Source organism: Aeromonas sp. XH (assembly GCF_033348475.1).
GTDB classification, from domain to species: Bacteria; Pseudomonadota; Gammaproteobacteria; order Enterobacterales; family Aeromonadaceae; genus Aeromonas; species Aeromonas sanarellii.
Genome location: NZ_CP137630.1, coordinates 544,577 through 556,239 on the forward strand (window position 1 = coordinate 544,577; position 11,663 = coordinate 556,239).

An 11,663-nucleotide genomic window follows, 5' to 3' on the forward strand; every position below is an offset into this window, starting at 1 on the left:
CCATATGGCCCAGATCAATCACGGCCCCCTGCTCAGAAAACTGGCTCTGGTCGTGCTCGCCATGTTTGGTTTCGCCTTTGCGCTGGTCCCCCTCTATGACGTCTTCTGCCGGATCACCGGTCTCAATGGCAAGACCGACGACCGGCCAGCCACGACGGAGCGGGCGGTGCCCGACAGCACGCGGAGCATACAGGTCGAGTTTCTTGCCCATGCGGATGCCAGGATGCCCTGGGAGTTCAGCGGTGAAACGGTGCGGCTGTCGGTGCGACCGGGGGAAGTGAAGCTGGTCAATTACCGGGTATTCAACCCCACTGAGCGTACCATGGTGGGTCAGGCGGTGCCGTCCGTCTCACCCGGTCCTGCCGCTGCCTACCTGAAGAAGGTGGAGTGTTTCTGCTTCAACCGCCAGGAGCTGCAACCGGGGCAGAGCAAGCTGATGCCGCTCAAGTTCTATATCGACCCGGCGCTGCCTGACGACATCAACACCATCACGCTCTCCTACTCGCTCTATGACATCACCCAGGCCGCACCCGTTCCGGCACTGGCACAGAGGAAATAATCATGGCCAAGGTGAATCAGACATATTACGTCCCGGACCAGAGTCGCTGGCCCATCATAGGCGCCATGGCCTTGTTTCTCCTGGCGCTGGGGGCAGGGCATCTGGTCAACGAGCTGGCGAGCGAACAGACAGGTATCGGTCGGTATCTGATGATGGCCGGTGTTGCCCTGTTGGCATTCATGCTGTTCGGCTGGTTTCGCCACATCATCCAGGAGTCCATGACTGGGCTCTACAGCGCCCAGATGGACAGATCCTTCAGACAGGGCATGGTCTGGTTCATCTTCTCCGAGGTGATGTTCTTTCTGGCCTTCTTCGGCGTGCTGTTTTATGCCCGCCAGCTCGCCATGCCCTGGCTCGACGGCGCGGGCAACAAGGCGATGACGGCCCAGTTGCTGTGGCCGGATTTCACCGCCCACTGGCCCCTGCTCAAGACCCCGGGGGGCACCACGACCCAGGCGATGCCCTGGCATGGCATTCCCCTGATCAACACTGTGATCCTGCTCGGATCCTCCGTCACCCTGCTGTTTGCACATACCGGACTGGAGTCCGGGAAGCGCAACCGACTCAAGGGGATGCTGCTGGTGACAGTGGTGCTCGGGCTGACATTCCTGTGGCTGCAGGGCTATGAATACCTGCATGCGTACCGGGATCTGGGGCTGCGGTTCGACTCGGGCATCTATGGCAATACCTTCTTCATCCTGACCGGCTTCCACGGTCTGCACGTTATGCTGGGCACCCTCTTCCTGACCATCATCTGGCTGCGCATCATGCTGAGGGACCATTTCACCCCACAGCGTCATTTCGCCTTTCAGGCCGCGGCCTGGTACTGGCACTTCGTCGACGTGGTCTGGCTCTGTCTGTTCGTCTTCGTCTACCTGCTCTGAAGGCGTGTTTAATAGGGGCGGGGGTTGGGCTCCAGCCAGCCCATTGCAAGGGAGAGCAGCAGGATGACGATTACTAGCAGGGAGAAGAAGACGCGGCGTCCCAGGGGGGCCGACATCTTCTGCGTATGGCCTGCGCTCATCATCAGCCAGAGGGCGTGAAACAGCTGACCTATGATGAGCAGCAGCATGAGTACCAGCACTATCTTGAGCAACATGTCGGGATCCTTCTTGATATGAGCGACTTGGCAACATGGAACAAGCAACGACCCTGGCATCACAGACGCTGGCTCGTGCTGTTGTTCACTCTGGTGGTGGCGGCCGGTTTGTGCAAGCTGGCGTTCTGGCAGTGGCAGCGCGGAATGGAAAAAACGGCCTGGCTGGCGCAGATGGCAAAGATGCAGCAGGCCGGGCCAAGGACATTGGCCCAGATCGACTGGCAACACCCGGAGTCACTGGATGGCCAGCCTCTGCAAGGGAAAGCCGAGTGGGTCAGCCCTTATGTCTGGTTGCTGGACAACCAGATCGTCAACGGGGAGGTTGGCTATGACGTGCTCATTCCGGTACGCACAGAGGGGGGATCCTCACTGTTGCTGGTCAACCTGGGATGGGTGCCCGCGCCATCCGACAGGTCGCAATTGCCCAATCCCGCCATCCCCGCCGCAATGACCCTTGAAGGTGTTCTGCGCATGGCTCCCGGCGGCTTCCTGCTGGGACAGAACATAGAACCAGGCCCCTACCCGAACCGGCTGCAATCCATCAGGGTCGAGACCCTGCGACAGGCGATCGGAGCCCCGCTTGCAGACGCCGTGTTGTATCAAAGACGAACCCCATTCCTCTATCACTACCAGCACAATGTCATGCCGCCCGAAAAACACCGGGCCTATGCGGTGCAATGGCTCGGCTTGGCGCTGGTGGTTCTGTCAGGGGGGGTCATGCTGACAAGGAGGTGCTCCCCATGAGCGGATGGCGACGCTGGCGGGTGCCAGCGCTCTTTGCTGCGGTGATCCTGCTGCCTGTGGTGCTGGCGGCTCTGACTCTTCACCAGGGCTGGTATGAGCCAGGTACCCGCAGCAAAGGGGTCTGGATGCACCAGGAGATCTATCTGTTGCCCCCGCTCCCGTCCAGCCAGAGTCAGTGGCGACTGGTCTATCTGGTGGCCAGACCCTGCGAGGGGCTGTGCCGGCAGGTACCCGAGTTGATGGCACGGATCCAGAGCGCCCTGGGGCGCAATCTGGACAAGCTGGCGCTGGTGCAATTGCCCTCTCAGCGCGGGGCAAGCGACGAGGTCCGGGCTGGTGACATGTTGTTGGTGGACGCTCAGGGACTGGCCATCCTGCGCTACCGAGTGCCGGCCAGCACGGCGCAGTGGCCGTTGTTTGGCAAGGCGGTGCTGTCGGATCTGCAGCAACTGCTCAAGTATCAGCGAGGCGTGCAATGACGACGAGGCTGGTGTGGGATCACATGGCCCAGGCTGCGGCACGATCGGGTCGGCGTCAGCGAGGTGGTGTATGAAAATGCAGAAGAGATTGTCCTCGATCGCCATCGCGTTGGCGGTGCTGGTGGTCCTGCTCGGGGCCTATACCCGGCTGACGGATGCCGGGCTGGCCTGCCCCGACTGGCCCGGTTGTTACGGCTCCCTGGCCGTCCCTCAATCTGGCCACATAGCGCGGGCGGCTCACCTCTACCCGGATACGCCGCTGGAGCCCCACAAGGCGCGCAGCGAAATGGTGCACCGCTATTTCGCCGGTGTGCTGGGATGCGTGATTGCGGCCCTGTTCGTGCTGAGCTGGCGCGCTGGCGGCCGCCTACGCGGTATCTCGGGGGCCTTGCTGGTGCTGGTGGTTGGGCAGGCGGCGCTGGGCATGTGGACGGTGACGCTGGCGCTGCATCCCCTGGTGGTCACCACCCACCTGCTGGGTGGGTTTGCCATCCTGACCCTGCTCTGGCTCTATCGGACCGAGCTTGCGCGCTCCCCCGCGAATGCGCCCGTCTGCCGGGGTCAGGGCCTGCCCTGGCTCGGCAATGCAGCCTGCGGCGTGCTGCTGCTGCAGATAGCGCTGGGGGGCTGGACGTCGGCGAACTACGCCGCCATGGCCTGCGTCGAGCTGCCGCTCTGCCAGGGGAGCTGGCAGGCGCAATTGAACTGGGAGGAGGCCTTTCATCTGCCGCTCGGCCACGCCAGCTATGAGTTCGGGGTGCTGAGCAAGGAGGCACGCCAGACCATCCATATCGCCCATCGTCTGGGGGCCCTGGCCACGGCCTTGCTGGTGGGCAGTTTTGCCCTCGCCCTGATCCGCCAGGGCGCTGCCCTGCGGTGGCTCGGCGGGCTCTTGCTGGTGCTGTTGATAGTGCAGATTGCGCTGGGGCTGGCGAATGTCCACCTGGCCCTGCCGCTGGCCAACGCCCTCGCACACAACCTGGTGGCGGCCCATCTGCTGGTGTGCTGCGTGCTGGCCCGTGGGCGGCTCTCTATCCCCCGGCTTTCCCCCTTGCTGTCGCCCGAGGCGATCAGGAGTCAGACATGAACAGCCACTCCTTGGCACGCTTCATCGATCCCCGGCTGCTGCGGGACTATTACCAGCTGACCAAGCCCAAGGTGGTGGCCCTGCTGCTGTTGACCGCCTGGGTCGGCATGCTGCTGGCCGAGCCGACGCGGGCCTCCCTGGACGAGATGGCGCTGGGGCTGGCGGGGATAGGGCTGCTGGCGGCCGGGGCGGCGGCCATGAACCACTCTCTGGATCACGGCATCGATGCCCGGATGCAAAGAACGCGCGGGCGCCCGGTCGCCACGGGGCGGATAGCGCCGAGGCAGGCGATGACCTTTGCGATCTTGCTGGCCTTGCTGGGGTTTGTCTTGCTCCATTGGGGGGTGAATCCCCTGACCGCCTGGCTGACCCTGGCCAGCCTGTTCGGCTATGCGGTCGTCTATACCCTGCTGCTGAAACGGGCCACGCCACAAAATATCGTGATCGGCGGGCTGGCGGGGGCCATGCCACCGCTGCTGGGATGGACCAGTATCACGGGGCAGCTCTCGGCCGAACCCTGGCTGCTGGTGATGATCATCTTCGCCTGGACGCCGCCCCACTTCTGGTCTCTGGCCATCCACAGGCGCGACGAGTATGCCGGCGCCCATATTCCCATGCTGCCCGTCACTCACGGCATCGCGTTTACCAAGACGGCCATCCTGCTCTACCTGCTGATCCTGACCCTGGTCTGCCTGCTGCCCTACCTGATCGGCATGTCGGGGCTGCTCTACCTGGTCGGCAGCCTGGGACTGAACCTCGTGTTCTGCTGGCATGGCTGGCTGCTGAAGTATGGGGAGCGGCCCGGTCAGGCGATGCGCACCTTCCGTTTCTCCATCTATTACCTGATGCTGCTGTTTGGTCTGCTTATTCTGGATCACCACTGGTTGTGGCGGTTGTCGTAGGAGGTATCGGGCAGGGGAGTCACGTTGTTGTTTGCGCATTCAGGCTGGCCCGGGGGCCAGCCTGAATCATGTTCAGAGCTTGAGCATGATGTGGCGCGGCACAGTGTAATCCTCCAGCGCGTAGAGGGAGAGATCCTTGCCGTAGCCGGACATCTTCATGCCGCCATGGGGCATCTCGGAGGTGAGCATGAAGTGGGTGTTGATCCAGGTGCAGCCGTACTGCAGGTGGCTGGCCACCTTGCTGGCAAGGCCAAGATCCCGTGTCCAGACCGAACTGGCGAGGCCGTAGTCCGAGTCGTTGGCCCACTGCACCACCTGCTCGGCGTCGCTGAAGCGGGTCACCGACACCACGGGGCCGAACACCTCCCGGCGCACGATCTCATCCTCCTGACGGGCATGGGCGATCAGGGTCGGCTCGAAGAAGAAGCCGTTGCCGGCGCGGATCTTGCCGCCAGTGGTCACCTCCACGTGGCCGCTGCTCTGGGCCCGCTCCACGAAGCTGGCCACCCGGTTGCGCTGCCGGTCCGAGATGAGCGGCCCCATCTCCACCCCCTCTTCGCGCGGACCGCCCACCTTGATGGAGGCCACTGCCTCGGTCATGGCGGCGACGAACTTGTCGTAGATCTTGCCCTGGGCATAGATGCGGCAGGCGGCGGTGCAATCCTGGCCGGCGTTGTAGAAGCCGAAGGTGCGAATGCCCGCCACCACGGCCTCCAGATCCGCGTCATCGAAGATGATGACCGGCGCCTTGCCCCCCAGCTCAAGGTGGGTGCGCTTCATGGTGCGGGCGGCGCTCTGCAGGATCTTCTGGCCGGTGGCGATGTCACCGGTCAGCGACACCATGCGCACCAGCGGGTGCTCTACCAGCGGCGCCCCCACGCTCTCGCCCCGGCCGCAGACGATGTTGATGACGCCGCGGGGGAAGAGCTCGCTGGCGAGCTCCGCCAGGCGCAGGGCGGTAAGCGGGGTCTGCTCGGAAGGCTTGAGCACCACAGTATTGCCGGCGGCGAGTACGGGGGCCATCTTCCAGGCCGCCATCATCAACGGATAGTTCCAGGGGGCGATGCTGCCCACCACACCGATGGGGTCGCGGCGGATCATGCTGGTATGCCCCTCGATATACTCCCCCGCCAGTGGCCCTTGCAGGCAGCGGGCGGCGCCGGCGAAGAAGCGGAAGCAGTCCACCACTGCCGGCAGCTCGTCATTGAGCACCGCCAGATAGGGCTTGCCGCAGTTGAGGGATTCGAGGGCCGCAAACTCCTCGGCGTGGCGCTCGATGGCATCGGCCAGGCGCAGCAGCAGGGTACTGCGCTGGGCTGGGGTGGTGCGGCTCCACTGGGCGAAGGCGCGCTGGGCGCCGTTCACCGCCCGGTTCACCTGCTCGAACGAGGCTTCTGGCACCGAGGCGAGAAGCTCTCCGGTGGCCGGGTTGAGAATGGGCTCGGCCTGGCCGTCACCGGTGACGAACTGGCCGTCGATCAAGAGTTGGGTTGAGAGTTTCATGGTTGCATCCTTGCGCACGCGTTGAGTCGTTATTTGCCACTGCCGGCGACGTCCTGGCCGTCGCGGGTGAGGTAGTAGGCAAGCAGAATGGGAATGGTGGTGAAGGCCACTATGATGAGCGCCACCACGTTGGTGACCGGCCTGTCCCGTGGCCGGATCAGCTCCTGATACATCCAGATCGGCAGCGTGGTCTGCTGGCCGGCGGTGAAGGTGGTGACGATCACCTCGTCAAAGCTGAGGGCGAACGCCAGCATGCCCCCCGCCAGCAGCGCGGTGGCGAGGTTGGGCAGGATCACGTAGCGCAGGGTCTGGAAGCCGTCGGCACCGAGGTCCATGGACGCCTCGATGAGGCTCTGGTTGGTGCGGCGAAAGCGCGCCAGGGCATTGTTGTAGACGACCACCACGCAGAAGGTGGCGTGACCGATGACGATGGTCCAGAAGCTGAAGGGGATCTCCATCACCCCGTAGGCGGAGCGCAGTGCGATGCCGGTGACGATGCCGGGCAGGGCGATGGGCAGCACCAGCAAGAGCGACACCACCTCCTGGCCGAAGAAGCGGCTACGGGCGATGGCCCCCGCCGCCAGAGTGCCGAGCACCATGGCGGCCAGCGTCGCCAGCCCAGCTACCTCCAGCGACAGCTGGATGGCGCGCCACACGTCGGGGCGGTTGAGGGTCACCTCGAACCACTTGAGGGTGAGCCCGGGGGGTGGGAACTGGTAGCTCTTGCTCTCGCTGGTGAAGGCATAGAGGAAGATGAACAGGATCGGAAAGTGCAGGAACAACAGGCCGCCGATGGCCGCGTACTTGAGCAGGCCGGAGGGCTGGCTGCCATGGTCCCGTTTCATGGAGGTATTAGAGCGCATCGAAGGCCCCCAGGCGTTTCGCTGTCGTCAGGTGAATAGCCATGATCAGGATGGGCACCCGCGAACTCGTATGGATGAGTGACATATGGGTATCAAAGCGCATCGAAGGCTCCCAAGCGTTTCGCGATGGTGAGGTAGATGGCGATGATAAGGATCGGCACCAGCGAGAAGGCGGCGGCGAAGGGCAGGTTGCCCGCCGTGCCCTGCTGCATGTAGACCACCTGACCTATGTACATGGTGGAGTTGCCTATGATGCCGGGGATGATGTAGTCCCCCAGCGTCAGGGAGAAGGTGAAGATGGAGCCCGCCACCACGCCGGGCAGGGCCAGCGGCAGGATCAGGGTGCGAAAGGTCTGGGCCGGGGTGGCGCCGAGATCGCCGCTCGCTTCCAGCAAGGATCGCGGGATCCGCTCCACCGCCGCCTGGATGGGCAGGATCATGAAAGGCAGCCAGACGTAGACGAACACGATGAAGGTACCGATGCGCGAGAACGACAGCGACGGGCCACCTATCACTGGCAGCGAGAGGATGGCGTCCAGCAGCCAGTCCAGTCCCAGGGTGTCTGCCAGCCAGCTGATGACCCCCTCCTTGGCCAGGATCAGCTTCCAAGCGTAGACCCGCACCAGATAGCTGGACCAGAGCGGCAGCATGATGCCGACGTAGAACAGGGCCCGGGTCTTGCCGCTGGTGTAGCGCGCCATGTAGTAGGCCACCGGAAAGCCGAGCAGGGCACAGGCCAGGGTCACCAGCAGCGACATGCCGACGGTGCGCAGGATCACGTCCAGGTTCTCCGCCCGCAGCAGGGCGACGAAGTTCTGCAGCCCCAGCTCGTGGCGGATCTGGCCGCTGAACTCGTCCAGCCCGAAGAAGGCGTTGGAGAGCAGCATCAGCAGGGAGCCGACATAGATGATGCCGAGCCAGAGCAGGGGCGGCCCGAGCAGGATGGCCAGCAGCAGCCCGGAGCGACCATAGAGCAGGGTGGAGAGGCGCCGCAGCGGCCTTACGCGAACGGAGTCGGTAGCGTGGCTCATGGCAAGGCTCGCACTGTGAGGGGCGCTCATGGTTGAGCTCCCTGGTGGGCGGTGTGCAGGCGATGGATCGCCTGCTCCGGCCAGCTGAGGCTGACCCGGGTGCCACGGGGCAGGCGGGCCTGGCCCTCGTTGGGATGGTTGACGATAAGCTCGAGCTGCTCGCCGAGATCGACCCGGTAGCGCACGAAGGGGCCGAGATAATCTACTTCGCGCACCTCCCCTGACCAGCCCGGCGCGCCGGCCTCGGCGAGCCGGATCCGCTCCGGGCGCACCATCATCTGGCGCTCATCGCCGCACAGGCGCCTGGCCTGCTCCCCCTCGAACAGGTTGACGGTGCCGACGAAGCGGGCGACGAAGGGGGTGGCGGGGGCATCGTAGATGGTATCCGGCGCGGCAATCTGCTCGATCTTGCCCTGATTGAAGATGCAGATGCGGTCGCTCATGGAGAGCGCTTCCTGCTGGTCGTGGGTGACGAAGATGAAGGTGATGCCGAGCTGGCGCTGCAAGGCTTTCAGTTCGAGCTGCATCTGCTCGCGCAGCTTGAGGTCCAGCGCGCCGAGCGGCTCGTCCAGCAGCAGGATGCGCGGCTGGTTGATCAGCGCCCGGGCGATGGCGATGCGCTGGCGCTGGCCGCCGGAGAGCTGGCCCGGCTTGCGGTTGCCGACGCCGGGCAGGCGCACCAGTTCCAGCATCTCGTCCACCTTGCGGTAGCGCTCCGCCTTGGCGACGCCCTTGAGCATCAGGCCGTAGCCGATGTTGTCGCGCACATCCATGTTGGGAAACAGGGCATAGTCCTGAAACACGGTATTGAGGTTGCGATCGTAGGGGGGCACGGTGGAACAGGGCTCGCCGAACAGTCGGATCTCCCCCTCGCTCGGGTATTCGAAGCCCGCGATCATCCGCAGGCAGGTGGTCTTGCCGGAACCGCTCGGCCCCAGCAGGGTGAAGAACTCGCCGGCGGGGATCTGGAAGGAGATGTCGTCAACCGCGGCCACCTCGCCATAGTGGCGGCTGACCCGGTCAAATTGTACGGCTGTCATGATACGTCCTTGTCTATGGGAAGCGGGCCGGACTCCTGTCCGGCCCAGTGGTTACAGCATTGCCTGGATCAGCGGCCACCCAGGATGGCGATATAGTCCGAGACCCAGCGATAGTAGGGGACGCAGGTTCCCTGGCTCTTGCACTGGGAGACAGGGGTGCGCCAGAAGTGCACCATGTCGAAGTTGTCGATGCCGTTGGTCTTGCACCCCTCTTTCCCCAGCAGGGCGTTGCCCTCGCAGGCGGCCGGCACCACGGGCACGGAGCCGAACCAGGAGGCGAGATCCCCCTGCAGCTTGTTGTTGAGGGAGTGCTCCAGCCACTTATAGGCACAGGTCAGGTTCTTGGCCTCGCTGTGCACCATGCTGGTGTCGGCCCAGCCGGTGACGCCTTCCTTGGGCACTGTGGTGGCGATGGGCTGCTTGTCGGCGATCAGGGTATTGGCCTGGAAGGGCCAGGAGCCGGAGGCCACGACCCCCTCGTTCTTGAAGTCGTCGATCTGGACGAAGGCATCGTGCCAGTAGCGACCTACCAGCTGGCGCTGCTTGCGCAACAGGTCGAGGGAGGCCTTGTATTGATCCTCGTTCAGCTCGTAGGGATCCTTGATGCCGAGGGCCGGCTGGTGGGTCATCAGATAGAGGGCGGCATCGGCGATGTGGATGGGGCCGTCGAACGCCTGCACCCGCCCCTTGTTGGACTTGCCGTCCGGCAGGGTCTGCTCCTCGAACACCACGCTCCAGGAGTCGGGCGCCTTGGGGAACACCTTGGTGTTGTACATCAATATGTTGCCGCCCCACTGGTAGGGCACGCCGTAATGCTTGCCGTCCACCGTGTGCCAAGGGGCCTTCTGCAAGCGGGGGTCTATCTTGTTGTAGCTCGGGATGAGCGCCAGGTTCAGCGCCTGCACCTTGCCGCCGGCGATGAGGCGCAGGCTGGCGTCGCCGGAGGCGGTCACCAGATCGAAGCCCCCCTCGTTCATCAGCGCCACCATCTCGTCCGAGGTGGCGGCCGTCTTGACGTTGACCTTGCAGCCGGTCTCCTTCTCGAAGCCGGTCACCCAGTCGTAGTTCTTGTCGGTCTCGCCGCGCTCCACATAGCCGGCCCAGGCCACTATGTTGAGCTGGCCTTCACCCTTGCCGAGGGAGGTGGGGGCGGCCTGGGTCTGGCCTGCCAGCAGGGCGGGGATCAGGGCCAGGGTGAGGGGGGTCAGTTTCATCTTGCTCTCCTTGCTGGGGCGGGCACGGTTGTGATGCCACGCTGACAATTAACATCCTGTTAACCAGCTATGAGCGTAGGAGAAGCAATGAGCAATGAGAATTTCAATTTTTAACGCCATAGGTATCTTAAAAATTGATATCGAGTGCAGATGAATCTGAGTTTCTGCAAGAGACCCCGTGACGGAGCAGGAGGCTCCACTCAGCGGGGAAGGTGCTGGCGGGCCCGCAGCCGGCTTTGATCCCTAGCGATGTCGATGAACTCGCGGGCGGTCCAGTCCAGCCGCGAGCCGCGCCGCCACACCAGGCCGATGTCGATGGCGGGGATGGGCTCCTTGATGGCGCGGGCCTCGACCCGTTCCTGCTCCAGGGACCAGGGGCGGTAGGCAAAATCCGGCAGCAGGGCGAGCCCGAGCTGGCTAGCCACCAGGCTGCGGACCGCTTCCACCGAGGCGGTACGCAGCACGATGCGTGGCGCGATGCCGTAGCGGCGCAGGCCGCCGCCGATGATCTGATCCAGCTGGTCGGCGGTCAGCGAGATCATGGGCTCTTCGCCGAGCGCCTTGAGGGAGAGGGTCGACTCGGCGCAGAGCGGGTGGTTGGCGGCGAGCCAGACCCGCAGCGGCGAGCGGGTCAGCAGTTCGGTATCGAACGCCTCCTGGCGGATGGTGCGGTTGGTCATCAGGATCCCCACGTCCACCTCGCCGTTGACGATCTGGTGCTCGAGATAGGGCTGCTCGTCCTCCTTCACCTCGATCTGCACCGCCGGGAAGGCGCGGCGAAAGCGGCCGAGTGCCTCCGACAGGTAGTAGCCGGCCACTAGCGTGGTCACGCCTATGGTGAGCCGCCCCTGATCCTGCTGGGCCACCGCCTTGAGGGACTGGCCGGCTTCGGTCATGGCGCCGAGGATGCGACGGGCGTGCAGCAGAAACTGGTGACCCTGGGTGGTGAGGCTGACGCCGCGCGGATTGCGCTCGAACAGGGCGGCGCCGAGCTCGGTCTCCAGCTCGCGGATGGCGCTGGTGACCGCCGACTGGGATATGTGCAGCTCGGCGGCGGCGCGGCTGACCGAGAAGCTGTCGGCCACGGCCACGAAATAGCGGATCTGGCGAAAGGTGAAGTTCATCTGGGCGTCCTGCCGCGT

13 protein-coding genes are annotated in these 11,663 nt (G+C 64.4%); 6 read left to right on the top strand and 7 right to left on the bottom strand.

What is annotated here, in order from left to right; all coding sequences use genetic code 11:
• The first annotated feature begins 4 nt into the window (after positions 1–4).
• On the top strand, positions 5–559 hold the full coding sequence (locus R2B70_RS02570; protein ID WP_216991065.1) for a cytochrome c oxidase assembly protein: 555 nt from the start codon (positions 5–7) through the stop codon (positions 557–559).
• A 2-nt stretch (positions 560–561) separates the two neighbouring features.
• Complete coding sequence (locus R2B70_RS02575) at positions 562–1,443, top strand: cytochrome c oxidase subunit 3 (protein WP_216991064.1); 882 nt, start codon at positions 562–564, stop codon at positions 1,441–1,443.
• 8 nt (positions 1,444–1,451) lie between these two features.
• On the opposite strand, the gene R2B70_RS02580 is transcribed toward R2B70_RS02575, so the two are convergent.
• Complete coding sequence (locus tag R2B70_RS02580) at positions 1,452–1,658, bottom strand: DUF2909 family protein (protein WP_209794132.1); 207 nt, start codon at positions 1,656–1,658, stop codon at positions 1,452–1,454.
• Positions 1,659–1,676: 18 nt separating this feature from the next.
• On the opposite strand from R2B70_RS02580, the gene R2B70_RS02585 reads away from it, so the two are divergent.
• The 4 genes from R2B70_RS02585 (at position 1,677) to cyoE (ending at position 4,870) form a co-directional block, all read left to right on the top strand.
• Positions 1,677–2,402: an SURF1 family protein gene (locus R2B70_RS02585; protein WP_318162561.1), complete on the top strand. Its 726-nt coding sequence runs from the start codon at positions 1,677–1,679 to the stop codon at positions 2,400–2,402.
• The gene (locus R2B70_RS02590) at positions 2,399–2,881 is read left to right on the top strand and encodes a hypothetical protein (RefSeq protein WP_318162562.1); all 483 of its coding nucleotides are present in this window, start codon (positions 2,399–2,401) and stop codon (positions 2,879–2,881) included. The genes R2B70_RS02585 and R2B70_RS02590 overlap by 4 nt, the downstream gene beginning before the upstream one ends.
• Before the next feature lie 76 nt (positions 2,882–2,957).
• A complete protein-coding gene (locus R2B70_RS02595) occupies positions 2,958–3,968 on the top strand; it encodes a COX15/CtaA family protein (protein ID WP_318162563.1) in 1,011 nt (336 codons plus the stop codon).
• Positions 3,965–4,870 (top strand): heme o synthase, encoded by a 906-nt coding sequence (gene cyoE / locus R2B70_RS02600; protein WP_318162564.1) that lies wholly within the window; start codon positions 3,965–3,967, stop codon positions 4,868–4,870. The genes R2B70_RS02595 and cyoE overlap by 4 nt, the downstream gene beginning before the upstream one ends.
• A gap of 72 nt (positions 4,871–4,942) precedes the next feature.
• On the opposite strand, the gene R2B70_RS02605 is transcribed toward cyoE, so the two are convergent.
• The 6 genes from R2B70_RS02605 to R2B70_RS02630 all read right to left on the bottom strand — a co-directional run bounded on the left by R2B70_RS02605 (position 4,943) and on the right by R2B70_RS02630 (position 11,645).
• Positions 4,943–6,373 carry a gamma-aminobutyraldehyde dehydrogenase gene (locus R2B70_RS02605; protein ID WP_318162565.1) on the bottom strand — a complete coding sequence of 477 codons (1,431 nt, stop codon included), beginning with the start codon at positions 6,371–6,373 and terminating at the stop codon, positions 4,943–4,945.
• 29 nt (positions 6,374–6,402) lie between these two features.
• Positions 6,403–7,218: an ABC transporter permease gene (locus tag R2B70_RS02610; RefSeq protein ID WP_019840685.1), complete on the bottom strand. Its 816-nt coding sequence runs from the start codon at positions 7,216–7,218 to the stop codon at positions 6,403–6,405.
• Between the two features lie 110 nt (positions 7,219–7,328).
• Complete coding sequence (locus R2B70_RS02615; protein WP_043171458.1) at positions 7,329–8,297, bottom strand: ABC transporter permease; 969 nt, start codon at positions 8,295–8,297, stop codon at positions 7,329–7,331.
• Positions 8,294–9,307 (bottom strand): ABC transporter ATP-binding protein, encoded by a 1,014-nt coding sequence (locus R2B70_RS02620; protein ID WP_318162566.1) that lies wholly within the window; start codon positions 9,305–9,307, stop codon positions 8,294–8,296. The genes R2B70_RS02615 and R2B70_RS02620 overlap by 4 nt, the downstream gene beginning before the upstream one ends.
• Positions 9,308–9,375: 68 nt before the next feature.
• Positions 9,376–10,521, bottom strand: a complete 1,146-nt coding sequence (locus R2B70_RS02625) for an ABC transporter substrate-binding protein (RefSeq protein ID WP_318162567.1) — start codon at positions 10,519–10,521, stop codon at positions 9,376–9,378.
• A 200-nt stretch (positions 10,522–10,721) separates the two neighbouring features.
• Positions 10,722–11,645 carry a LysR family transcriptional regulator gene (locus R2B70_RS02630; protein ID WP_042075969.1) on the bottom strand — a complete coding sequence of 308 codons (924 nt, stop codon included), beginning with the start codon at positions 11,643–11,645 and terminating at the stop codon, positions 10,722–10,724.
• Positions 11,646–11,663 lie beyond the last annotated feature (18 nt).

Bases quoted from the DNA above. Each gene is read 5' to 3' on its own strand.
- R2B70_RS02570 (WP_216991065.1), top strand. From the start codon at position 5: ATGGCCCAGATCAATCACGGCCCCCTGCTCAGAAAACTGGCTCTGGTC.
- R2B70_RS02575 (WP_216991064.1), top strand. From the start codon at position 562: ATGGCCAAGGTGAATCAGACATATTACGTCCCGGACCAGAGTCGCTGG.
- R2B70_RS02580 (WP_209794132.1), bottom strand. From the start codon at position 1,658: ATGTTGCTCAAGATAGTGCTGGTACTCATGCTGCTGCTCATCATAGGT.
- R2B70_RS02585 (WP_318162561.1), top strand. From the start codon at position 1,677: ATGAGCGACTTGGCAACATGGAACAAGCAACGACCCTGGCATCACAGA.
- R2B70_RS02590 (WP_318162562.1), top strand. From the start codon at position 2,399: ATGAGCGGATGGCGACGCTGGCGGGTGCCAGCGCTCTTTGCTGCGGTG.
- R2B70_RS02595 (WP_318162563.1), top strand. From the start codon at position 2,958: ATGCAGAAGAGATTGTCCTCGATCGCCATCGCGTTGGCGGTGCTGGTG.
- cyoE (WP_318162564.1), top strand. From the start codon at position 3,965: ATGAACAGCCACTCCTTGGCACGCTTCATCGATCCCCGGCTGCTGCGG.
- R2B70_RS02605 (WP_318162565.1), bottom strand. From the start codon at position 6,373: ATGAAACTCTCAACCCAACTCTTGATCGACGGCCAGTTCGTCACCGGT.
- R2B70_RS02610 (WP_019840685.1), bottom strand. From the start codon at position 7,218: ATGAAACGGGACCATGGCAGCCAGCCCTCCGGCCTGCTCAAGTACGCG.
- R2B70_RS02615 (WP_043171458.1), bottom strand. From the start codon at position 8,297: ATGAGCGCCCCTCACAGTGCGAGCCTTGCCATGAGCCACGCTACCGAC.
- R2B70_RS02620 (WP_318162566.1), bottom strand. From the start codon at position 9,307: ATGACAGCCGTACAATTTGACCGGGTCAGCCGCCACTATGGCGAGGTG.
- R2B70_RS02625 (WP_318162567.1), bottom strand. From the start codon at position 10,521: ATGAAACTGACCCCCCTCACCCTGGCCCTGATCCCCGCCCTGCTGGCA.
- R2B70_RS02630 (WP_042075969.1), bottom strand. From the start codon at position 11,645: ATGAACTTCACCTTTCGCCAGATCCGCTATTTCGTGGCCGTGGCCGAC.